The organism is Limobrevibacterium gyesilva (genome assembly GCF_025989185.1).
GTDB classification, from domain to species: Bacteria; Pseudomonadota; Alphaproteobacteria; order Acetobacterales; family Acetobacteraceae; genus Limobrevibacterium; species Limobrevibacterium gyesilva.
Genome location: NZ_JAPDNT010000002.1, coordinates 292870 through 313911, shown reverse-complemented (window position 1 = coordinate 313911; position 21042 = coordinate 292870). Strand labels below are relative to the sequence as shown.

The following is a 21042-nucleotide window of genomic DNA, read 5'->3' as shown; positions in this document are numbered from 1 at the left end:
TTGGGCCGTAGGCGGCTCGGGCGCGCCCGGTACGCGGAAGAATTCAGGTCACACGCAGCACTTGCATGTCCGCAGCCGATCTCGCCCCCTGGAATGGTGCTGCCGGCGCTGATTTCGACTCGTGCCCGAAAGTCCCCGCGCTCTCGATCGTCGCCCCCTGTTTCAACGAAGAAGCATGCCTGGCCGAGTTCGTCAGGCGGGTGACCGCCGCGGCGCAGGCCGTCGTCGGCACGGACTTCGAGATCGTGCTCGTGGACGACGGTTCGCGCGATCGGACCTGGGCACTGATGGCCGGTTTGGCGGCGGCGGACTCGCGGCTGACCGCCATCCGGCTGGCGCGCAACTTCGGCCACCAGCGCGCGCTCGCGGCAGGCTTGTACTCCTGTCGCGGCGATCGTGTCCTGGTCATCGACGCCGATCTGCAGGACCCGCCGGAATTGCTGGCGGACATGATGGCACTGATGGATGCCGGCGCCGATGTCGTCTACGGCCAAAGGCGCCATCGGGCCGGCGAGAGCCGGTTCAAGAGCATCTCGGCGCGGCTGTTCTACCGGCTGCTCACCCGCCTGGCCGATGTCGATATCCCCGTCGATACCGGCGACTTCCGGCTGATGAACCGCCGCGTGCTCGACGTGTTCCGATCGATGCCCGAGGAGTTCCAGTTCATACGGGGAATGATCAGCTGGATCGGCATGACGCAGGTGCCGTTGCAGTATGATCGTGAACCGCGCCTGGCCGGCGAAACCGGCTACTCGCTTATGCAGATGCTGCGGCTGGCGCTGGATGCCCTGACCGGCTTCTCCGTCCTGCCGCTGCGCATTGCCTCCTATGTGGGCATGCTGACCGGCATCACCAGCGTCATGCTGCTGGCCTACAGCATCGGCAGCTGGCTGCTCGGAAAGACGGTCGACGGATGGACCAGCCTCGCGTCGATCGTGCTGATACTCGGCAGCGTCCAGTTGCTGGTGCTCGGCGTTCTCGGCGAGTATCTCGGCCGCCTGTTCATGGCAAGCAAGCGCCGCCCCCGCTTCGTCGTGCAAGAGGTCTGCCGCGTGCCGGAGCCCCGGCCCGGTTCAACTGCGCCCGCCGCTACGCAGAATGTCGGCTGAGTTGCGCCGGGCCTCGCGGCTCATGCTGCCGGCCCTGGTCATCATCCTTCTGATCCCGCTGGCAGTGACCGAAATTCCGCCGCTGGTCGACTATCCCAATCATCTCGCGCGCATGTTCGTGCTGGCCTCCGGCGCCAGCGACCCGTTCCTGTCGCGCGTGTACGCGCAACACTGGAGCATCATCCCCAACATCGCCATCGACGTCGTCGTGCCGCCTCTGCTGGCGGTGATGCCCCTGGATGTCGCCGGGCGGGCCATGCTCGCAGCCGCCCTGCTGCTGCCGGTATTCGGCACCATCGCCTACAGCCGCGCCACGCTGCGCGCCCCGTCGCCATGGCCGCTGGCCTCCGGATTGGTTGCGTACAACTTCGCCTTCCTCATGGGCTTCGTGAATTTCCTGGCCGGGATCGGCGCCGCCTTGCTGGCAGCCGCCTGCTGGATCAGATGGCGCGGGTCCCGTCCGGTTGCCGCGTGGGTGCTGCTGGCGTGCCTGGCGCTCGTGATCTTCTTCGTCCACATCTTCGGCGTCCTGTTCCTCGGGCTGTTGATCGCAGCACATGAACTGGTTGCACTCTGGGGCGAATGGCGGTCCGGTGCGCCGGTCCTGCGGCGCGCCGCCCGTCGTGCGGCGTTCTCGGCATCGGTGTTTGCCGCCCCGGCGGCGCTGTTCCTGCAGTCCCGGTTGGCGAGTATCGCCGAACAGTCGACCGCCACGGATCCCTATTGGAAGCTGGTTCGCCTGTTCGGGCCATTCCTGAACTACGACCTGACCTTCGATCGTGCCACCGCCGCACTCGTGGCCGTCTTCGTCATCGCCTGCATTCTCGGCCGCCGCGCCGCCGTGTCGGCGGAGGCCGTGATCGCCGGGGGCGTGCTGCTCGCCCTGTATCCGTTCACGCCGGGCATCGTCAAAGGCACCGCCTTCATCGATGCGCGCCTTCCGGTCATGGCCGGATTCCTGCTGTTCGGCGGATTCGCCCCACGCGGCCTGCCGCCGGGACTGCGTGTCGGCGCGACGGCGGCATTCTGCGCCCTCTTCCTGGCCCGCATGGCGTTCCTGACCCAGGTCTGGCTCGGCCAGGGCAGCGACCTCGCGGATTTCCGCCGCGTCATCGCGCGCATCGAACCAGGCAGCCGCGTGTTGGAGACGATGGTCACCAGACGGGACAACCCGGCCTTCTGGAACGCGATGCCGTATCGTCGGGTGATATCGGGCGGCGATCCCACGTTCACCCATCTCGCCGCCCTCGTGGTGACGGAGCGCGGCTCGATGTGGCCGCTGCTGTTCACCAACCCGACGAAGCAGCCCCTCACGGTCCGACCGGCCTACCTGCCGATGACCGAGCCTGAGGGCGTCGTGCCGGATTACCGCCTCCTCGCCAGCGACCGGCCGCCGGAGGCCGGGCGAAGGGTGGGCGCCTATCTCGAGGACTGGCCGGCGAAATTCGACTACGTGCTGGTGATGGCAGCCGGCGGCGCCAAGGACCTCGCGACCTTCCGGACCGACCGGCTGGAACTGGTGGAACAGACCGAATTCGCCGCCCTGATGCGCGTCCGCCGTCCGGCTGCGCAAGGCGCACCACCCTGAGGCATCCCGCGCTACGCCGTGAAGCGGCGCCGCCTCGGCAACACCAGCACGCTCGCCGCCACCTGCAGCGCCACGCATAGCAGCAGCGCCGGTCCATACCCGCCGGCAGCGTCGTGCACCACGCCGGCCAACGACGGCGCGAAGGCATAGGCGACCTGGCCCACCGCCGTCGACAGTCCCACCAGCAGGCCGAAGCTGGCGGCCGCGAACTCGCGCTGCACGATCAGCGAGGGCAGGGTGATGACATTGCCCACCGACAGCCCGAAGCCGATGCAGCCGGCATATTGCGCGGCCGGCACGTCCGGCAGCGCCAGCAGCAGCAGGATCGCCGCCGCCTGGCTGGCGAAGCTCGCAGCCGAAACCCGCCGCTGATCCAGTCGGTCGATCGTCAGCCCCAGCCCGATCCGTCCCAGCACGGCCATGACGCTGACCAGCGCGAGCGCCACCGCGGCGCCCTTCGGCCCCACCCGCGGCACCATCACGGCCACCAGATGCACCAGGATCGCCACCTGCGCCATCAGCGCCAGCGCGAACGGGGCGGCGACGTGCCAGAACCGCGCATCGCGCAGGGCCTCGGCCCGGGTCGCCAGCACCGGCCGCGCATCCGCAGCGTCGAGGCGGGGCAGGGTGGCCGGCAGGCTCCGCCGCGGCCGCGCCATGCCGAGCAGCACGATCGGCGCCTGCAGCAGGAACAGGCCCAGCGCCACCGCGGGAACGGCGGCCGGCAGGCCCACCGCCTGGCCCAGCCCGACCAGCACCGGCGCCACCGTGAAGCCGCCGGCGCTGGCGCCGTTCAAAGCGAGGCTGATCGCCAGCCCGCGCTGATGGTCGAACCACAGCGCCAGGGTGGTGGCGATGGCCGTGGTGCTGGTGCAGGCCCAGCCCAGCGCCATCACGACACTGCCCGCGAACAACTGCCACGGCGCCGCCGCGTTCGCGACCACGGACGCCCCGGCCCCCATCACCGCGGCCCCACCGATCAGCACCGCGCGAGGCCCCAGCCGCGTCACCGCGCGCGGCGTGCAGGTAAGCAGCACCGCGCCCACGAGGTAGTACAGCGTGCTGGCGGACGACACCAAGGTGGCCGACCAGCCCCGTGTGGCCTGCAGGTCCGCGACATAGACCGCCTGGCCATACAGCCCGAAGCCCCAGCCGAACACCGCGGTCACGAAGCAGGCCAGCACCGCCGGCCAGCCCTGCCGCAGCTCCTGTTCCGGTTCGGCGCGCACCTAGTCCGGCTGCGTCGCCTTGTGCGCGAGCAAGGCCATCAGGCGCCGGTCGCGCCATTCCAGCCGCGCCGCGTGATCCTCCATCGGCAGGATGTCACGCCGCGCCCGGTCGACGTCGTCCACCAGCTCGGGCGTCAGGTCGCACGGCGTCATCTCCCGCTGCACCTCGGCATACAGGCCGCCATAGCGGTCGCAGTAGTCCGACAGCCCGCCCGGGGCGTTCAGGTCGATGGTCTCGAACGGCCCCATGAACGACCAGCGCAGCCCCAGCCCATGCTTCACCGTGGCGTCGACATCCTCCACCGTGATCACGCCATCAGCCACCAGCCGGAACGCCTCGGACACCAGCGCCACCTGCAGCCGGTTCAGCACGAAGCCCGCGACCTCGCGCTTCACGGTCGCCGGCACCTGGCCCGCCCGCTGCATCAGCGCCCGCGTCCGCGCCACCGTCTCCGCCGACGTCCAGGACGCCGGGCACAATTCCACCACCGGCACCAGGTAAGGCGGGTTCACCGGATGGGCCACCAGGCAGCGGGCCCGGCCGCGCAACGGCTCGGTGAAGGCGCTGGCGGGAATGCCGCTGGTGGAGCTGGCGAGCACCGCGGATTTCGGCGCGATCTCGTCCATCTCCGCGAACAGGGCGGTCTTGGCATCCAGCCGCTCCGGCCCGTTCTCCTGGACATGCGCCGCGCCCTCCAGCGCCTGCGCCAGCGTGTCCACCGGGGTGATGCGCGCCAGCACCGCCTCCGGCGCATCGGCCAGCAACCCGGCGTCGCGCAGCTCCGGCAGCCGCTCTGCGATGTAGCCGCGCGCGGCGGCGGTCGCCGCCGGGTCCTTGTCCCAGATGGCGACCGGGAAGCCCGCGCGGGCGAACACAATCGCCCAGGCGCGGCCAATGAATCCCGCGCCCACGATGCCGATCCTGTCCATCCCGCGTCCCTCCCTGATGGCCGGGCCGATCAGACCATCCGCGCGCGGCCGCAGCAACCTTGCGCATGCGCGCGCGCCGCCGCACCTTGCCGGCCAGCAAACGAGGGGAATGCGCATGACACGGGTTGCAGTGCTCGACGACTGGCAGGGTGTGGCGGAAAGCCTGGTGGACTGGTCGGCGCTGACGGCGAAGGCCGAGGTGACCTTCTTCCGCGCCGCCTTTGCCAACGCCGACGAAGTGGTCGCGCAGCTGGCCGGCTACGACGTCATCCTGGCGATGCGCGAGCGCACGCCGCTGAGCAAGCAGGTGATCGACCGGCTGCCGAAGCTGCGCCTGATCAGCTTCACCGGCCCGCGCAACGCCGCGGTGGACGCGGCCGCCTGCACCGCCCGCGGCATCCTGGTCTGCAACACCGTGGCCACCCGCTCGTCGCACGACACGGCCGAGCTCGCCTTGGGCCTGCTGCTGGCCGCCGCCCGCCACCTGCCGCTGGGCGACGCCGAGATGCGCGCCGGCCGCTTCCAGGACCACGTGCCGCCGGGCCTCGGCCTGTTCAAGCGCACTTTGGGCCTCATCGGCCTCGGCCGCATCGGCGCCCAGGTCGCCAGCTACGGCCGGGCGCTCGGCATGGAGGTCCTGGCCTGGAGCCAGAACCTGACCGAGGAGCGCGCCCTCGAAGCCGGCGCGACCCGCGTCGGCAAGGACGAGCTGCTGGCTCGCGCCGACGCCATCAGCCTGCACCTGGTCTTGTCCGATCGCTCGCGCGGCATCATCGGCGCCGCCGACATCGCGAAGATGAAGCCGGGTGCGATCCTCGTGAACACCTCGCGCGGCCCGCTCATCGACCAGGCGGCGCTGCTGGAGGCCCTGCAGGCGCGCCGCATCGTCGCCGCCCTCGACGTCTACGACCAGGAACCCCTGCCACCGGCCCATCCGCTGCGCCGCGCGCCCAACACCGTGCTGTCGCCGCATCTCGGCTACGTCACCCGTGACAACATGGTGGATTTCTATACGGCCGCCGTCGAGAACATCGTCGCCTGGATCCAGGGCGCGCCGGTCCGTGTGGTCAACCAGGAGGTCCTCACTGCTTGACCGGAGGGGCGGGCCGGGCTCCCATTCCCCCCAACAGAAATGCTGACCGGAGGAACTGACATGCGCGCCTGGGCCGTTGTCGAGAACGAAGCGCCTTTGCAGGAGATCGAGCTGCCCACCCCGGAGCCGACCGGCACGCAGGTCCTGCTGGAGACCACCTATTGCGGCGTCTGCCATTCCGACCTGCATATCTGGGAAGGACGCTACGACCTCGGCGGCGGCAAGGTGATGAACCTCCGGGATCGCGGCCTGACCCTGCCGATCGCCATGGGGCACGAGATCGTGGGCCGCGTCGTCAAGCTCGGCCCCGATGCCACTGGCGTGAAGCCCGGCGACATCCGCATCGTCTTCCCCTGGGTCGGCTGCGGCACTTGCAGCGCCTGCCTTGCCGAAGAGGACAACATGTGCCTCGCGCCGAAAAGCCTCGGCGTCTACCAGCATGGCGGCTACGCGACCCACGTGGTCGCGCCGCATCCGCGCCATCTCGTCGATCCCGGCACGCTCGACCCGGCGGTGGCGGCGACCTATGCCTGCTCGGGCATCACCGTCTATTCCGCCATCAAGAAGGTGATGCCGCTGCCACCCGACGAGCCGGTGGTGGTGGTCGGCGCCGGCGGCCTCGGGCTGAACGCCATCGCCGTGCTGAAGGCGCTGCACCACCGCAACATCGTGGTCGTGGACATCAGCGCCGAGAAGCGCGCCGCCGCCGAGAAGGCCGGCGCCAGCAAGACCGTGGACGGGTCGGGCGAGGGGGTCACCAGGCGCATCATCGAGGCCTGCGGCGGCCAGCCCATCGCGGTCATCGACCTGGTGAACGGCACCGCCTCCGCCCGCTTCGCCTTCGACAGCCTGCGCAAGGGCGGCAAGCTGGTCCAGGTCGGCCTGTTCGGCGGCGAGCTGGCACTGCCGCTGCCGCTGATGGCGATCCGCGCGCTCACCGTCCAGGGCAGCTATGTCGGCAACCCGAAGGAGTTGCGCGAGCTGGTGCAGCTGGCGCAGCAGGGCGACCTGCAGCCGCTGCCGGTCACCACCGTGCCGCAGCACCAGGCCAACGAAGCGCTGATGCGCCTGCGCGACGGCAAGGTCACCGGCCGCCTCGTGCTCAAAGCGGAGGCGGCGTGATGGCCGACAACGTCCGCCGCTCCGTCGTGCTCCGCCGCCGCCCCGGCGGCGAGCCGCGGCACGACGATTTCGAGCTCGTCGACGACGAGGTGCCCACGCCGCAGCCGGGCCAAGTGGTCACGCGCACCATCTGGCTGTCGATCGACCCCTATATGCGCGGGCGCCTGTGGGACCGGAAATCCTATGCCCCGCCGGTGCAGATCGGCGAGCCGATGACCGGCGAGACGGTGGGCGAGGTGGTCGCTTCCGCCGATCCGGCGTTCCAGCCCGGCGACGTGGTGGCGGGCGCGCGCGGCTGGCAGTCGCACTGCGTCAGCAGGGGCACGGCGCTGACCAAGCTCACGCGCGGCGACGCCCCGTTGTCAGCCTATCTCGGCGTCCTCGGCATGCCCGGCACCACCGCCTATTCCGGCATGAAGGACATCGGCCAGCCCAAGGCCGGCGAGACCGTGGTGGTCTCCGCCGCCTCCGGCGCGGTCGGCTCGGTGGCCGGCCAGCTCGCCAAGCGGGCCGGCGCGCGCGTGGTCGGCATCGCCGGCGGGCCCGACAAGTGCCTGTGGGTGCAGGAAACGCTGCGCTTCGACGATTGCGTCGACCACCGCGTGCCGCATCTGCGCGAGGCCCTGGCCGATGCCTGCCCGAACGGCGTCGACGTCTATTTCGAGAATGTCGGCGGCGCGGTGCAGGAAGCGGCGTTCTCGCTGCTCAACCCGTTCGCCCGCGTGGTCATGTGCGGCATGGTCGCGCAGTACAACGAAAGCGAGCCGCCGCCCGGCCCGAATCTGGGCTTCGTGGTGGGCAAGCGCATCCGCATCGAGGGCATGATCGTCTCCGACAAGCCCGAGCGCTTCGCCGAATGGCGGGCGCTGGCCAGCCCCTGGGTCAGCGAGGGCAGCCTGCATTACCGCGAGACCGTGATCGAAGGCCTCGAGAACGCGCCCGGCGCTTTGCAGCTGCTGCTGCGCGGCGGCAATTTCGGCAAGATGCTGGTGCGCGTGGGGCCGGATCACGCCTGACCGCAGGCGCGGCCCGGCCCTTCAGCCGTCAGTTCAGCCGGCGCGGATCGGTCGCCGGCTCCAGCTCGGCGTGCTCCAGCGTGATCCGCTGCGGCGCCAGCGCGTGCGGCACAAGCTGCTCGGCCGCCGGGAAGCTGGCCGGCGTGCGCCGGGCGCGGGCTTCCGGATCGGTGGCGCGCAGCAGCGTCGCCACGAACGAACGGCCCCAGATCACCGGCGAGCGGTGCTCGATCGCCGCCCACAATGCCCGCCACCGCGCCTGGCGCTCGGCGAGGTCCATGCGCAGCGCGGTGTCCAGGGCGTCCGCCATGGCGTCGGCGTCGTGCGGGTTCACCAGCAGCGCCGCGTCCATCTGCCGCGCCGCCCCGGCGAAGCGCGACAGCACCAGCACGCCCGGGTCCTGCGGGTTCTGCGCGGCCACGTATTCCTTCGCCACCAGATTCATGCCGTCACGCAGCGGCGTCACCAGCCCCACCCGGGCGAGGCGCATATAGCCGGCGACGGCCGGGCGCACCGTGGCCCGCGAGATCATGCGCAGCGGCACCCAGTCAGCCTCGCCCAGATCGGCATTCAGCTCGCCGGCGTCGTGGTCCAGCGTGCCGCGCAACTTCTGATAGCTGCCGACATCCTTGCGCGACACCGGCGCGATCTGCAGCATCGTCACCCGTCGGCGCAGGTCCTCGTGCTTCTCCAGCAGCCGGCGGTATCCGGCCAGCCGCTGGATCAGCCCCTTGGTCGGGTCCAGCCGGTCGATGCCCAGGATCAGCCTCTGCCCCTGCAGGCTGCGCCGCAGCCGCTCGCACCCCTCGGCACGCTCCATCTCGGCGGCCATGCGGGCGAAGGCATGCGCCTCGATCTCCACCGGGAACACACCCAGCCGCACCCGCCGGCCGGAGACCATCAGCGCGGACGAAGATACCCGCACCGCCCCGGCCAGGCACTGCGCCGCGGCGGCGAAATTGGCCATGTCGTTGTCGGTCTGGAAGCCGATCAGGTCGGCGGCCAACAGGTCGCGCACCAGCCCGGCCACCTCCGGCGCGGCGCCCAGCACGTCCGGCGAGGCGAAGGGGATGTGCAGGAAGAAGCCGATCGGGTTCTTCACCCCGCGCGCCCGCAGCGCCGCCGGCAGCAGCAGCAGGTGGTAGTCGTGCACCCAGATCAGGTCGGACGGGCGCAGCAGCGGCTGCAGCGACGCCGCCAGCCGGCTGTTGACGTCCTGGTAGACGCGCGCGTCGCGCCGGTCGAACCGCATCAGCTCGGGCATGGTGTGCAGCAACGGCCACAGCACGCCGTTGGAGAAGTTGTTGTAGTAGCGGTCGTGCTCTTCCTGCGTCAGGTCCACGGTGGCGTAATCGACCGCCCCCGCGCTCTCGACCCGGGCCAGCGCCGCCGTCGGGCCGTCCGAGATCGAACCGCTCCAGCCGAACCACAGCCCGCCGCGCTTCTCCATCAGCCCGTCCAGGGCAACGGCCAGTCCCCCGGCCTGCTGGCCGGACGAAGGCAGCGGAACCCGGTTCGAGACGACAACCAGGCGATTCATGGGACCTCCAACGACACTCGAAGCGTTGATGGCGGCACCATGCGGGGAAGAAGTGGCGAGATAACGGCAAACCGGGGCGGACTTCGCCATAACGTGAAAAATCTTCGCTTGCCCCGATCACGACACCGCGTGCAGGCCTTCGCGTTCCCGTTCCGCCCCACTGGCCATCGCCCCGGTTCGGTGGAATGCTGCCGGCCATGGACGCATCCCTAGCCGAAACTCTTGCCGGGTGGCGCCGGCATTTGCACGCCCACCCCGAATTGTCGTTGCAGGAGAAAAGCACCGCCGCCTTCGTCTGCGCCAAGCTCACGGAGCTGGGCATCCCCTTCGTCGCGGGCGTCGGCGGCCACGGCGTGGTCGCCACCATCGCGCGCGGCCAGTCCAACCGCAGCGTCGGCCTGCGCGCCGACATGGACGCATTGCCGATCACCGAGACCACGGGGCTGCCCTATGCCAGCACCAATCCCGGGGCCATGCATGCCTGCGGCCATGACGGCCACACCACCAGCCTGCTGGGCGCCGCCGCCCTGCTGGCGCGCGACACCTCCTGGACCGGCACCGTGCAGCTCGTGTTCCAGCCGGCCGAAGAGGGCTATGGCGGCGCCAGGTCGATGATCGACGACGGCCTGTTCACCCGATTCCCGATGGAGCGCATCTTCGGCTACCACAACTGGCCGGGGCTCGATGCCGGCACCGTCGCCGTGCATGACAGCGCCGTGATGGCCGGCGGCACGCGGCTGGCGATCACCCTGGAGGGCCATTCCGGCCACGCCGCCATGCCGCATCTGGCCCGCGACCCCATGCTCGCGGCCGGGCACCTGCTGGTGGCGCTGCAATCCGTGGTCTCGCGCAACATCGACCCGCTGCAATCCGCGGTCGTCTCGGTGTGCATGGTCGAGGGCGGAGTCGCCGCCAACCAGATCCCGTCGCAGGTGACTCTGCGCGGCACCTGCCGCACCTTCAACCAGCAGACCCGCGACGCCCTCGACGCGGCCATCCATCGCGTCACCCACGGCATTGCCGCGACCTTCGGCATGAAGGCCACGATCGACCTCCCGCCCGGCATCGGCGCCACCGTGAACAGCCGCGCCGAGGCCGATCTCGCCGCCGAGGCCTGTGCCGAGGCCGCCATCCCGGTGCGCCGCGACCTGCAGCCGGCCATGACCAGCGAGGATTTCGGCTGGTTCCTGCAGGAACGCCCGGGCGCCTTCGTGTGGATCGGCAACGGCCCGGCCGAGCCGGGGCGTGAGCTGCACAACGACGGCTACGACTTCAACGACGCCATCCTGCCGAACGCCGCGACCTACCTCGCCAGCATCGCCAGGCGTTCCCTGCGCGGCTGAGGCACCTCAGCCCGGCAGGGCGCCGAAGGCCGCCTGCAACTCCGCCGTGACCGCAAGGCACGGCGGATCGAGCAGCGCGGCCGCGCGCGCCCGCATCGCCGCCAGCCGCGCCTGCCAGCTTCCGGGCGCACCCGGCCGCACCGGCGAATCGGCGAGCGGCGCCCGGTCGCGCCACGCCAGCAGGTCGGTCCACGTCTCCCAGACCTTCGGCGCGCCGACTTTCGGTGCCCCGGGCCGCGGCATGGCCGCAACCCGCTGCACCCGCAGCCGCGTCCGGTCGCCCACGCCGGCGAACCGGCTGGACAGCGAGGACCCGTCGGCGCCGGCCCAGCCCAGCACCTCCATGCCGAGAATCCGCAGCCGCGCGCCGTCCCATCCCGCCAGCGCCATCAGGTCGAGCCGCCCGGCAATGCCGTCGGCGGCGAAGGCGATGCCGGCGATGTCGCGCCCGGCGACCGGCAGCAGCATGGCGATGCGGGCGCGTGCACCGGGCACCGTCACGGCGTCGTCGATCCCCTCGCAGCGCAACGCCATCCGGCCGGATTCGGCCGGCAGCAGCACCACCGGGCCGGGGCGGTCCGGCCGCAGCCGCGCCGCCGCCGCCGGCCGGGCCAGCAGCAGCGCGGGGGCGGTCAGGATCAGGCGCCGGGCGAGCTTCATGCGGCCCAGCATGCGCAAGTCGGGTGAATCGCGGGTTACGCACCCGGATCGGCCGTGCCAAGCTGCCCGCATCCCCATCCAGGAGCGGAACATGGCGAAACTCTCGATCGCGCTTACCTGTGCCGACTACGCCCGCATCATGCCGCTGGCCACCGGCGACGTGGTGCCGGAGGGGATCGACCTCACGATGATCCTGGGCAGCCGCGGCGCCTGGCCGGCGCGGGCCGAGATGCTGCGCCGCGCCGTGCAGGACCCGGACGTGCAGGGCGGCGAGTGGTCGATGGCGCAATATCTCTACCGCATCGACAAGGGCGACCGCAGCCATGTCGGCCTGCCGGTGTTCCCGCTGCGCAACTTCACCGCGCGCGACCTGTATGTCCGCCAGGGCAGCCCGATTCGCGCGGCGGCCGATCTCGCGGGCAAGCGCATCGGCATGTACAGCTACGCCGCCAGCGGCTCGATCTGGTACCGGCACTTCCTGCGCTTCATCGGCGTCGATCCGGGCACGGTGCAATGGTGGATCGGCGACATCGACACGCCCTGGTCGGCGCCGATGGACCTGAAGCTGCCCGCGGGCGTGAACGCGCCGCCGCAGGGAATGTCGCTGGCGCAGATGCTGATCGCGGGTGAGCTTGACGCCATCTACAGCCCGCCGCGGCCGCAGGACTACCATCCGGTCAACGGCCCGATCGCCCGGCTGTTCCCGCAATTCCGCGGCATCGAGCAGGCCTATTTCCGCGCCACCGGCGCCTTCCCGCCGCAGCACCTCATCGTGATCCGCCGCGCAGCGTGGGAGGCGAACAAATGGATCGCCCAGGCGCTGACCGACGCGTTCATCCGCTGCAACGACAATTTCACCGCGGCCCAGCGCAGCCTCCCCTACGCCTCGCCCTGGCAGGAGGCGGAACTGGAGGACACGGTCACGGTGATGGGCGAGGATTTCCATCCGTACGGCCTGGAGCGCAACCGCGCCCAGATCAACATGTTCGCCGAGGAAGCCTTCCGCCTTGGCCTGACCAGCCGGCGGATCACGGTCGAGGAGTATTTCGCCGACTTCCTGGCGTCCTGATCCGTCCGTCAGTGCCGTAGCAGCACGGGCAGCGCCACGCCGGCCAGGATGTCGTGCGTGGCGCCGCCGAGCAGCAGCTCGCGCATCCGGCTGTGGCCGAACGCGCCCATGACCAGCAGGTCCGCGCCCAGCGCCGCCGCCTCGCGCGCCAGGGCCACGCCGAGGCTGCCTTCCGGTTCGAAGCGGTGCACGACATGCGGGATGCCGGCGTGGTCCAGGTCGCGCAGCAGGATGCCGGGCGGGTGCGACGCTTCGCCATGGATGGTCGCGATCAGCACGAACACCCGCGCCGCCCGCTCCAGCAGCGGCAGGGCGGCCTCGGCGGCATGCTCGGCAGGCGGGCCGGGCCTCCAGGCGAGGGCGACATGCTCGCCCAGCGTCGCCGGGGCATGGTCCGGCACCATCAGCACAGGGGCGGCGGCATCCAGCAGCGCGCCGCGCAGCGCGTCGGGCGCATCCTCGTAGAAGGTCGGCGGGGCGTGGCCGAGCACGACGAAATCGGCCAGCAGCGCCGCCTCGGCCACCGCGGCGCGGGTCGGGCCGGCGCATTCCCGCCACACCGCATGCGGCACTCGCGCCGCGACGAAGGCGGCGTGCAGCGCCGCGGAGCGCCGCGCCGCCTCATGCGCCCGGCGTGCCCGTTCCGCCCCGGGCATCAGTTCCTCGCCGGGCACATGCGCATTGGCCCACTGCACATGCAGGGCCTCCACCGCGCCGCCCAGCCGCGCCGCCAGCAGCCCCGCCGCCCGCAACACCGCCTCGGCCGAAGCCGGACGGTTCAGCACGGCGAGGATGCGGGTCACGCCGGCGCCGTCCCCAGCCGCGCCGCGAGCATGTGCCCGGCGGTGACCGCCGCCAGGCACAGCAGCACCGACAACGCCATGTTCGCCATCGCCCCGGGCCAGTCGCCGGCGCGGACCAGCGTCAGTGTCTGCAGGCTGAACGACGAGAAGGTGGTGTAGCCGCCGCAGAACCCGACCATCACCAGCACCCGCAGATTGGCCGAGGCCGGCATCGGCCCGTCCGGCAGGGTGAGGGTCGCGAAGAAGCCGATGATGAAGCTGCCGAGCACGTTGATCGTGAGCGTGCCCCAGGGGAAGGCCTCGCCCCAGGCCCGCGCGGCCGCAAGCCCGGTCCAGTAGCGGGCGACGCTGCCGACGGCGCCGCCCAGGGCCACCCAGAGAGTCGGAATCATGCCGTAACCTCCGTGCGCCGGGATACCGCGCCCGCGCACGGCCGTCGACAGGCTTCCATTGCGGCGGCGATGCTGCTATTCGTTGTGACATGTCACAAGGTATTCCACGCGCATGTCGGTGATCGCCCGCGTCCCCGCGCCATCCAGCCTGTCCGACCAGGCGGTCGAGGCGCTGCGCGAAGAAATCCTGTCCTGCCGCCTGCCGCCGGGGGCTGCGGTCAGCGAGACGCTGATGACCGAGCGGCTGACCATGGGCCGCGCCCCCGTCCGCGCCGCGCTGGCCCGCCTGGCCGACGAGGGGCTGGTGCAGGCGGTGCCGCGCCGCGGCTGGATGGTCTCGCTGGTCACCGTGCGCGACATCCACGAAGTGTTCGACCTGCGCCTGATCCTGGAGCCGGAAGCGGCGCGCCGGGCGGCGGGGAAGGGCGACCCGGCCCGGCTGCGCCAGCTGGATGCGGTGTGCCAGCAGGGCCACCGCCCCGACGATCCCGACAGCGCGCTGCGCTTCCTGTGCGCCAACCGCGCCTTCCACGTCACCGTGGCCGAGCTCGCCGGCAACCAGCGCCTGGCCCGTCAGGTCGGCCGTCTGCTCGATGAGTCCACCCGCATGCTGGTGCTCGGCCTGTCGCAACGCGACCGCAGCGGCGAGATGGCGCATGAGCACCGTGCCCTGATCGCGGCCCTCGCCGAGGGCGACGGGCCGCGCGCCGCTGCCATCATGCACGAACAGGTTTCCGCCAGCCGCGACATGGTGCTGGCGGCGTTGACCGGTCCCCATTCATCCCTCGTGGTCTCGGAGGTCGCATGAACGCGCTCGCACCCATCGCCGTGCCGACGCCGCTGGCGCGCCTGCTGGCAGACGTAGCCGACGCCGCCCGCGTCCCGCTCGCTGCCCGCGACCGCGCGATGGCGGCGGCGCTGGCGCCTTATCTCGGCGATCCCGGCCTGCTGGAAGGGCGGGACTGTCCGTGCAACCCGGATCGCTACACCCGCCATCTGCTGCACAACGACCCCGCGTCCGGCTATGCCGTCGTCGCCATCGTCTGGGCGCCCGGGCAGATGTCGCCGGTGCATGGCCACCGCACCTGGTGCGCGTTCGGGGTGCAGCGCGGCTGGCTCACCGAGACCTTCTTTCGCCCGGACGGCGACATTGCCCTGCCGACCACCTGCCTGGCGCGGCGCCCCGGCGACGTGTGCCACGCCCCGGCCGACCCGCGCGCCATCCACCGCCTCGCCAATCTCGGCACCCAGGAGGCGGTGTCGGTGCATGTCTACGGGGTGGCGTTCGACCGCTTCGGCGACGGGGTCAATCACGTCTGGGCGGCGTGATATCATCGGATAATTATATGTGGTTATTATGATATGAAATCATACTGATGCTCCATGGTCAGATCGCTCTCGTCACCGGCGGCTCGCGTGGCATCGGGCGCGCCACGGCGCTCGCGTTCGCGCGCGAAGGGGCAGACATCGCCTTCTGCCACCTGCACGACGACGCCAAGGCCGCCGAGACCGCAGCCGAGATCGCCGCACTCGGCCGCCGCGTGCGCCAGCGCGCGGTGGACGTCGCGGACATCGCCGCCGGACGCGTCTTCGCAGACTGGGCGGCGGCGGAACTGGGGCCGGCGGACATCCTGTTCAACAACGCCGGCAGCAATGTCCGTAAACCCTTTGAAGATATGACAGAGGCGGACTTCGACGGTGTGATGGACGTGCATGTGAAGGGCATGTTCTTCATGGCCCAGGCGGTCTATCCCGCCATGCTCGCCCGTGGCCGCGGCTGCATCATCAACGTCGCCAGCCAGCTCGGCCTCAAAGGTGGCCCGAACATCGCGCCGTACTGCACTGCGAAAGCAGGAATTATCGGCTTCACCCGCGCCTTGGCGTGGGAGGCGGCGCCGAAAGGCGTGCGGGTGAATGCCATCGCCCCCGGCCCGATCGACACCGACCTGGTGCGCCGCAACAGCGCCGAATGGCGCCGCGCCTTCGAGGCCAGGTTGCCGGCCGGGCGCTTCGGCACCGCCGAGGAGATCGCTGCCACCGCCCTGCTGCTGGCGGGCCCGCATGGCGGCTTCTATGTCGGCGCCACGCTGTCCCCGAATGGCGGCGACATCATGTACTGACCGGCTCCGGGTAGTTGGTCTTACATTCCGGTAATGTTCTTGCAATGTTAGCGTTAGGTGCCGTGAACATTTCGCGTGCCGATCGCCGGTTTGGCAATGACCGGGGCGGGCCAGGAACAGGACGCGAACGTCAGCCCGGCTGCCGGCGGCCGGCGCCGACCATGACAGGCCGTCCGGCGAGCCAGCCGGCGATCCCCGAAGCCACGCAGATCACGACGGCCATGACTCCGACCATGGACCAGTCGCCGGTGAGGTCGTGCAGCGCCCCCGCCACCAGCGGCCCGGCGGCCGCGATCACGTAGCCCACGCTCTGCGACATGCTGGAGAGCTGGCTGGCGACATGGCTGTCCGCCGCGCGCTGCACGATGAACATCACCGCCTGCGCGAACGACGCGCCCATGCCCAGGCCCAGGGCGACTGCGAATCCCCATTGCCAGGACAGCGGTGCGAACAGCAGGCCGATGAAGCCGATGCCGGTCACCAGCATCGCCAGCGTCGCGGGCACGCTTTGGCTGCGCAGGCGTCCGACCAGCATCGGCACCGGAAGCGTCGCGGCAACCTGCGTCAGCACCGACACCGACGTGACCAGCCCGGCCTCGACCGCGCTGTCGCCGCGGCTGCGCAGGATCGGCGCCAGCCAGCCGAACACCACATAGGCCAGCGCCGATTGCAGCCCCATGTACAAGGTCACCTGCCACGCCACGGGGTCGCGCCACAGCCCGCGCACACGCTGCAGCGGACGCGGCGGCGCACCGGCGGAGCTGGGGCCGATGCGCGCCGCCCAGACCACCGACGCGAACCCGGCCGCGAGCGCCGCCGGCACGGCCCAGGCGGCCAGCGCCCAGGCCCAGGACTCGCCGAAGGCGTCGCGCAACGGTGCGGTCAGGCCCGCCGCCGCGGCGGCGCCCAGGCACAGCGCCATGGTGTAGCAGCCGGTCATCAGCAGCGCCCGGTCGGCGAAGTCGCGCTTCAGCAGGGCGGGGATCAGGACGTTGCCGATACCGATGCCGATGCCCGCGAGCAGCGAGCCGGCGAGCAGGGCGGGCACCGTCGCGGCCCCGCGCCACGCGGTGCCGGCGGCGACGGCGGCCAGCACCAGCAGCGCGGTTCGCTCCGGGCCGATTCGCCGCGCCAGCCACGGCGCCACCGACCCGAACAGCCCCATGCAGAACACCGGCGCGGTGGTCATGATGCTGGCCCCGGCGGCCGACAGCCCGGTGTCGCGCATGACCTCGTCGAGCACCGGCGCCAGGCTGGACAGGGCAGGGCGCAGATTGAACGCAATCAATATGATGGCGCACGCCACGGCGAACCGGCCGGGGATCGCCCGCGCCACATACCCTGTCATCCCCGGTTCCCCCGCGCTGCGCCGGCGGCTTGCGCCAGGGCCCCGTCGGCACGGGCAACAGGGCTGCCAATCCTGGGGCCTGTCAATCCGGGCGGCGTACGCTAATCCTCTGGCCGATGGACGAGACCAAGATCGCCGCCCGGGGCTGGCTGCGGCAGCAAGGCCGGCTGGCGCGCCGTGGCGGTACGCCGGTGGTGGCGTGCGGTCTGGCCGGAACGGTATTGGCGGTGGGCCAGGCCGCCTGTGCCGCCGCCGTGCTGGACGCGGCCCTGGCCCGGCAGGCGTTGCCGCTGCTCCCGCTGATCGCCTTCGCCCTGTTCGCGCTGCTGCGGGCCGGGCTCGGGGTGCTGTCCGAACGCGCCGCCTTCGATGCCGGCGCCGCCGCCCGCCGCCGGCTGCGCACCGACGCGCTGACCCGATTGCTGGCGGCCGGTCCCGCCTTGCTGCGCCGCTATCATTCCGCCGAGCTGACCACCGTGATCGTCGACCGGATCGAGGCGGTGGACGGGCTGTTCAGCCGCTGGATACCCGCCGCGGCCCTGGCGATCGCGGGCCCTGTGCTGGTGGCGCTGGCGGTGCTGCTGGCCGATCCCCTGGCCGCCGCCATCCTGGCCGGCGCCGGCGTGCTGGTGCCGGTGGCGATGGCGCTGTCCGGCATCGGCGCCGCCGCGGCTTCGCGCCGGCAGTTCGCCGCCCTGACGCATTTGCAGGCCCGCTTCCTCGACCGCGTGCGCGGCATCGCCACCATCGTGCTGGCGGGCCGGGCCGAGGACGAGGCGCGCGCGCTGGGCGGGGCCGCGGACGAGCTGCGCCGGCGCACCATGCGGGTGCTGCGCGTGGCCTTCCTGTCCTCGGCGGCGCTGGACTGCGCGGCTGCGCTGGCGCTGGTGGTGCTGGCGATCCGCTACGGCGCCCAACTCGCCGCCGGCACCCTGGAGCGGCCCGGCGAAGCATTGTTCGTGCTGCTGCTGGTGCCCGAATTCTTCGTGCCGCTGCGGGCCTTCTCCGCCGCCTACCAGGACCGCATGCACGCCTTGGGCGCGGCCGAGGCGCTGACCGGGCTGCCGCTGCCGCCGCCACCCGCGCCGGTGCTGCCGGTGCGCACAGTGGCGGCGCGTGGCGTCTCGGTGGCGTTCGACGATGTGCGGCTGACCTGGGACCCCACGCGCGGGCCGGCGCTGGACGGGCTGACCTTCCGCGTACCTGCCGGCGAAACCGTGGTGTTCGCGGGGCCGTCGGGCGCCGGCAAGTCGACCGTGATCGAGATCCTGCTGGGCTTCGTCCGCCCCGAGTCCGGCCGCGTGACCCTGAATGGCGCCGACATCGCCACCCTGGTGCCGCAGGCGCTGACGCGGCTGATCGCCTGGATCGGCCAGCGCCCGGTGCTGTTCGCCGGCAGCATCCGCGACAACATCCGCTTCGCCCGCCCGGAGGCGACCGATGCCGAAGTGACGGAGGCGGCCCGTTTCGCCCGCGTCGATGCCTTCGCCGCCGACCTGCCGCAGGGCCTGGACACGGCGGTGGGCGAGGGCGGCTATGGCCTGTCCGGCGGCCAGGCGCAGCGCGTGGCGATCGCCCGCGCCTTCCTCAAGAACGCGCCGTTGCTGCTGCTGGACGAACCGACCGCGCATCTGGACCCCGCGACCGAGGCGGAGGTGCTGGACAGCCTGCGTCGCCTGACCATCGGCCGGACGGTGATCCTGGCCAGCCACTCCGCGGCCGCGCATGCCTTCGGCGGGCGGCGCATCGACATCCGCGCCGGCCGTGTCGTGCCGGCCCGGGGGGTGGCGTGAGATGAGACCGCTGCTGCGAATCGTCGCGCTCTGGCGCGGCCGTGCCGCCCGGCTGGCGGTGGGCGCGCTGGTGTCGGTGGCGGCCCTCGGCGCGGCGGTCGCGCTGATGACCCTGTCGGCGGCGCTGGTGGCGGGGCTTGCCGCCGGCGTGGTGCTGACCGGCGCCGCCGCGCTGCAGGCGTTGGGGCCGGCGCGCGTGGTGCTGCGCTATCTCGAACGGCTGGCGACCCACGACGCCATGTTCCGCGCGCTCACCGACCTGCGGGTGTGGTTCTTCCGCGGCCTGTCCGCGCGCGCTGCCGGCGGGCTGGGCTTCCGGCGGGCCGGCGACGTGCTGGCCCGGCTGGTCAACGACGTGGAGGCGTTGGACGGGATCTATCTGCGCATCCTGGTGCCGCTGGCCGGCGCCGCGGTGCTGCTGCCGGCGTTGCTGTGGCTGATCGGGCGCGAAGACCCGCTGCTGGCGCTGGCGGTGGGGGCGCTGTTCGCGCTTGCCGCCTTCGTGCTGCCGCTGCTGGCCGCACGCACCACCGCCGCCGCCGGCGCGCGGCTGTCCGCCGCCGTCGCGGCCCTGCGCGTGGCCGCGCTGGACACGCTGACCGGCCTGCGCGAGGTGCGCGCCTTCGGGGCCGAGGGGCGCATGCTCTCTCTGGTCCAGGCGCGCGAGGCCGCCTTGCTGGCGGCCCAGCACGAGCTGTCTGGCCGCGCCGCATGGGCGGGGGCGGGGGCGTTCCTGTGCGGGCAGGCGGCGATCCTGGCAGTGCTGCTCGCGGCCGGGGTCTCGCCCGCGGGCGCTGCCATCGCCTTTCTGGCTGTCTCCGCCTTCGAGGCCGTCGCGTTGTTGCCGCGGGCCGGGGTGCTGGCGGGCCACGCCGCGGCCGCGGCGGCGCGCGTGCTGGAGGCGGCCGAAGGCCCGGTGGACCTGCCCGACCCGCCGGCGCCGGCACCGCTGCCGCGCGGCAGCGCGCTGCGCTTCGAGGGCGTGCATTTCCGCTGGCAGCCGGACCGCCCGCCGGTGTTCGACGGCCTGACCCTGGAGATCCCGGAGCGCAGCCGGGTGGCGCTGATCGGTCCCTCGGGCATCGGCAAATCGACGTTGGCGGCGCTGGCGCTGAAGGTGGTGGCGCCGCAACAGGGCTGCGTGCGGCTGGGCGGCACCGACCTCGCCGAGCTCGCCGCCGCCGACGTGCGCCAGAGGATCGGCTGGCTGAGCCAGGCCACGCACCTGTTCGACGACACCATCCGTGCCAACCTGGCGCTGGCCCGGCCCGACGCCGACGAAGCGGCGATGTGGGCGGCGCTGGAGGCGGCGCGGATCGCCGACGTGGTGCGGACGCTGCCGGACGGCCTGGACAGCTGGGTCGGCGAGGGCGGCGCGCGCTTCTCGGGCGGGCAGGGGCGGCGCCTGGCGCTGGCGCGGACGCTGCTGTCGCCGGCGCCGGTGCTGATCCTGGACGAGCCCTGCGCCGGCCTCGATGCGGACACCGAGCGGGCGTTCTTCCAGACGCTGAACGACGCGGCGGCCGACCGCACGATCGTCCTGATCGCGCACCGGCTGACCGGCGTGGAACGGCTTGACCGCATCTGGCGGCTTTCGGCCGGCCGCGCGGTCGCGGCCGCGGGGTAGCAGAGGGAGCCGCAGGAGCCGGGCGACGGGCAGGCCGCTCACGATTACGTTCTGGTGAAGTTACGACATGACGAACCCGTGAATTTCGGGACGCTTTCAACAAGATGTTATTGATTCGGTGCTTGGACGGTCCAGTCATCACGGGTTTGCAAGGGATGAGTGTAAAAGATTTCCTGGGGAATCAGGCCGGGATACCGGTGATTCGGGCCCGCAGTGTCAACTGCGCTTGACAGAGACGGCTCGGCTCTCCCCGTCATATT

19 protein-coding genes are annotated in these 21042 nt (G+C 71.8%); 12 read left to right on the top strand and 7 right to left on the bottom strand.

Features of this window, described 5'->3' with window-relative positions:
* Positions 1–65: 65 nt before the first annotated feature.
* Together OL599_RS05390 and OL599_RS05385 are read left to right on the top strand one after the other, a co-directional pair.
* Positions 66–1109, top strand: a complete 1044-nt coding sequence (locus OL599_RS05390; protein WP_264712624.1) for a glycosyltransferase family 2 protein — start codon at positions 66–68, stop codon at positions 1107–1109.
* A 22-nt stretch (positions 1110–1131) separates the two neighbouring features.
* Positions 1132–2697 (top strand): hypothetical protein, encoded by a 1566-nt coding sequence (locus OL599_RS05385; RefSeq protein ID WP_264712623.1) that lies wholly within the window; start codon positions 1132–1134, stop codon positions 2695–2697.
* An 11-nt stretch (positions 2698–2708) separates the two neighbouring features.
* Here OL599_RS05385 and OL599_RS05380 read toward each other — a convergent pair whose 3' ends face one another.
* Together OL599_RS05380 and OL599_RS05375 are read right to left on the bottom strand one after the other, a co-directional pair.
* Positions 2709–3926: an MFS transporter gene (locus tag OL599_RS05380; protein WP_264712622.1), complete on the bottom strand. Its 1218-nt coding sequence runs from the start codon at positions 3924–3926 to the stop codon at positions 2709–2711.
* On the bottom strand, positions 3927–4856 hold the full coding sequence (locus tag OL599_RS05375) for a 3-hydroxyacyl-CoA dehydrogenase (RefSeq protein WP_264712621.1): 930 nt from the start codon (positions 4854–4856) through the stop codon (positions 3927–3929). It abuts the gene before it with no gap.
* 115 nt (positions 4857–4971) lie between these two features.
* Here OL599_RS05375 and OL599_RS05370 point away from each other — a divergent pair, with 115 nt between their 5' ends.
* The 3 genes from OL599_RS05370 to OL599_RS05360 are packed head-to-tail and all read left to right on the top strand — an operon-like array spanning position 4972 to position 8087.
* Positions 4972–5949, top strand: coding sequence for a D-2-hydroxyacid dehydrogenase family protein (locus OL599_RS05370; protein ID WP_264712620.1), 978 nt, complete (start codon positions 4972–4974; stop codon positions 5947–5949).
* 60 nt (positions 5950–6009) lie between these two features.
* On the top strand, positions 6010–7071 hold the full coding sequence (locus tag OL599_RS05365) for an alcohol dehydrogenase (RefSeq protein ID WP_264712619.1): 1062 nt from the start codon (positions 6010–6012) through the stop codon (positions 7069–7071).
* Positions 7071–8087 (top strand): NADP-dependent oxidoreductase, encoded by a 1017-nt coding sequence (locus OL599_RS05360; RefSeq protein ID WP_264712618.1) that lies wholly within the window; start codon positions 7071–7073, stop codon positions 8085–8087. The genes OL599_RS05365 and OL599_RS05360 overlap by 1 nt, the downstream gene beginning before the upstream one ends.
* 28 nt (positions 8088–8115) lie before the next feature.
* Here the strand turns inward: OL599_RS05360 and OL599_RS05355 are convergent, their stop codons facing one another.
* Positions 8116–9627, bottom strand: coding sequence for an alpha,alpha-trehalose-phosphate synthase (UDP-forming) (locus tag OL599_RS05355; RefSeq protein WP_264712617.1), 1512 nt, complete (start codon positions 9625–9627; stop codon positions 8116–8118).
* Between the two features lie 197 nt (positions 9628–9824).
* Here OL599_RS05355 and OL599_RS05350 point away from each other — a divergent pair, with 197 nt between their 5' ends.
* The gene (locus OL599_RS05350; protein ID WP_264712616.1) at positions 9825–10970 is read left to right on the top strand and encodes an amidohydrolase; all 1146 of its coding nucleotides are present in this window, start codon (positions 9825–9827) and stop codon (positions 10968–10970) included.
* Positions 10971–10976: 6 nt separating this feature from the next.
* Here the strand turns inward: OL599_RS05350 and OL599_RS05345 are convergent, their stop codons facing one another.
* Positions 10977–11630 carry a hypothetical protein gene (locus tag OL599_RS05345; protein ID WP_264712615.1) on the bottom strand — a complete coding sequence of 218 codons (654 nt, stop codon included), beginning with the start codon at positions 11628–11630 and terminating at the stop codon, positions 10977–10979.
* Between the two features lie 91 nt (positions 11631–11721).
* Between OL599_RS05345 and OL599_RS05340 the strand changes: the two genes are divergently transcribed.
* Positions 11722–12699, top strand: a complete 978-nt coding sequence (locus OL599_RS05340; protein WP_264712614.1) for a substrate-binding domain-containing protein — start codon at positions 11722–11724, stop codon at positions 12697–12699.
* 8 nt (positions 12700–12707) lie between these two features.
* Here the strand turns inward: OL599_RS05340 and OL599_RS26005 are convergent, their stop codons facing one another.
* Together OL599_RS26005 and crcB are read right to left on the bottom strand one after the other, a co-directional pair.
* Entirely contained in the window at positions 12708–13502 is a 795-nt protein-coding gene (locus OL599_RS26005; RefSeq protein WP_264712613.1) for a universal stress protein, read from the bottom strand.
* Positions 13499–13894 (bottom strand): fluoride efflux transporter CrcB, encoded by a 396-nt coding sequence (gene crcB, locus OL599_RS05330; protein WP_283949534.1) that lies wholly within the window; start codon positions 13892–13894, stop codon positions 13499–13501. Before crcB ends, OL599_RS26005 begins: the two co-directional genes overlap by 4 nt.
* Before the next feature lie 112 nt (positions 13895–14006).
* Between crcB and OL599_RS05325 the strand changes: the two genes are divergently transcribed.
* Genes OL599_RS05325 through OL599_RS05315 form a run of 3 tightly spaced genes read left to right on the top strand, consistent with a single transcriptional unit; the run spans position 14007 to position 16014 of the window.
* Positions 14007–14702, top strand: a complete 696-nt coding sequence (locus OL599_RS05325; protein WP_264712612.1) for a GntR family transcriptional regulator — start codon at positions 14007–14009, stop codon at positions 14700–14702.
* Complete coding sequence (locus OL599_RS05320) at positions 14699–15223, top strand: cysteine dioxygenase family protein (protein ID WP_264712611.1); 525 nt, start codon at positions 14699–14701, stop codon at positions 15221–15223. Before OL599_RS05325 ends, OL599_RS05320 begins: the two co-directional genes overlap by 4 nt.
* Positions 15224–15270: 47 nt before the next feature.
* The gene (locus OL599_RS05315) at positions 15271–16014 is read left to right on the top strand and encodes an SDR family NAD(P)-dependent oxidoreductase (RefSeq protein ID WP_264712610.1); all 744 of its coding nucleotides are present in this window, start codon (positions 15271–15273) and stop codon (positions 16012–16014) included.
* Positions 16015–16144: 130 nt separating this feature from the next.
* Here the strand turns inward: OL599_RS05315 and OL599_RS05310 are convergent, their stop codons facing one another.
* On the bottom strand, positions 16145–17362 hold the full coding sequence (locus tag OL599_RS05310; protein WP_264712609.1) for a CynX/NimT family MFS transporter: 1218 nt from the start codon (positions 17360–17362) through the stop codon (positions 16145–16147).
* 116 nt (positions 17363–17478) lie between these two features.
* On the opposite strand from OL599_RS05310, the gene cydD reads away from it, so the two are divergent.
* Together cydD and cydC are read left to right on the top strand one after the other, a co-directional pair.
* Complete coding sequence (gene cydD, locus OL599_RS05305; RefSeq protein WP_264712608.1) at positions 17479–19155, top strand: thiol reductant ABC exporter subunit CydD; 1677 nt, start codon at positions 17479–17481, stop codon at positions 19153–19155.
* A 1-nt stretch (position 19156) separates the two neighbouring features.
* Positions 19157–20782, top strand: a complete 1626-nt coding sequence (cydC, locus tag OL599_RS05300; protein WP_264712607.1) for a thiol reductant ABC exporter subunit CydC — start codon at positions 19157–19159, stop codon at positions 20780–20782.
* Positions 20783–21042 lie beyond the last annotated feature (260 nt).

Bases quoted from the DNA above. Each gene is read 5' to 3' on its own strand.
- OL599_RS05390 (WP_264712624.1), top strand. From the start codon at position 66: ATGTCCGCAGCCGATCTCGCCCCCTGGAATGGTGCTGCCGGCGCTGAT.
- OL599_RS05385 (WP_264712623.1), top strand. From the start codon at position 1,132: ATGCTGCCGGCCCTGGTCATCATCCTTCTGATCCCGCTGGCAGTGACC.
- OL599_RS05375 (WP_264712621.1), bottom strand. From the start codon at position 4,856: ATGGACAGGATCGGCATCGTGGGCGCGGGATTCATTGGCCGCGCCTGG.
- OL599_RS05370 (WP_264712620.1), top strand. From the start codon at position 4,972: ATGACACGGGTTGCAGTGCTCGACGACTGGCAGGGTGTGGCGGAAAGC.
- OL599_RS05365 (WP_264712619.1), top strand. From the start codon at position 6,010: ATGCGCGCCTGGGCCGTTGTCGAGAACGAAGCGCCTTTGCAGGAGATC.
- OL599_RS05360 (WP_264712618.1), top strand. From the start codon at position 7,071: ATGGCCGACAACGTCCGCCGCTCCGTCGTGCTCCGCCGCCGCCCCGGC.
- OL599_RS05355 (WP_264712617.1), bottom strand. From the start codon at position 9,627: ATGAATCGCCTGGTTGTCGTCTCGAACCGGGTTCCGCTGCCTTCGTCC.
- OL599_RS05350 (WP_264712616.1), top strand. From the start codon at position 9,825: ATGGACGCATCCCTAGCCGAAACTCTTGCCGGGTGGCGCCGGCATTTG.
- OL599_RS05345 (WP_264712615.1), bottom strand. From the start codon at position 11,630: ATGAAGCTCGCCCGGCGCCTGATCCTGACCGCCCCCGCGCTGCTGCTG.
- OL599_RS05340 (WP_264712614.1), top strand. From the start codon at position 11,722: ATGGCGAAACTCTCGATCGCGCTTACCTGTGCCGACTACGCCCGCATC.
- crcB (WP_283949534.1), bottom strand. From the start codon at position 13,894: ATGATTCCGACTCTCTGGGTGGCCCTGGGCGGCGCCGTCGGCAGCGTC.
- OL599_RS05325 (WP_264712612.1), top strand. From the start codon at position 14,007: ATGTCGGTGATCGCCCGCGTCCCCGCGCCATCCAGCCTGTCCGACCAG.
- OL599_RS05320 (WP_264712611.1), top strand. From the start codon at position 14,699: ATGAACGCGCTCGCACCCATCGCCGTGCCGACGCCGCTGGCGCGCCTG.
- OL599_RS05315 (WP_264712610.1), top strand. From the start codon at position 15,271: ATGCTCCATGGTCAGATCGCTCTCGTCACCGGCGGCTCGCGTGGCATC.
- OL599_RS05310 (WP_264712609.1), bottom strand. From the start codon at position 17,362: ATGACAGGGTATGTGGCGCGGGCGATCCCCGGCCGGTTCGCCGTGGCG.
- cydD (WP_264712608.1), top strand. From the start codon at position 17,479: ATGGACGAGACCAAGATCGCCGCCCGGGGCTGGCTGCGGCAGCAAGGC.
- cydC (WP_264712607.1), top strand. From the start codon at position 19,157: ATGAGACCGCTGCTGCGAATCGTCGCGCTCTGGCGCGGCCGTGCCGCC.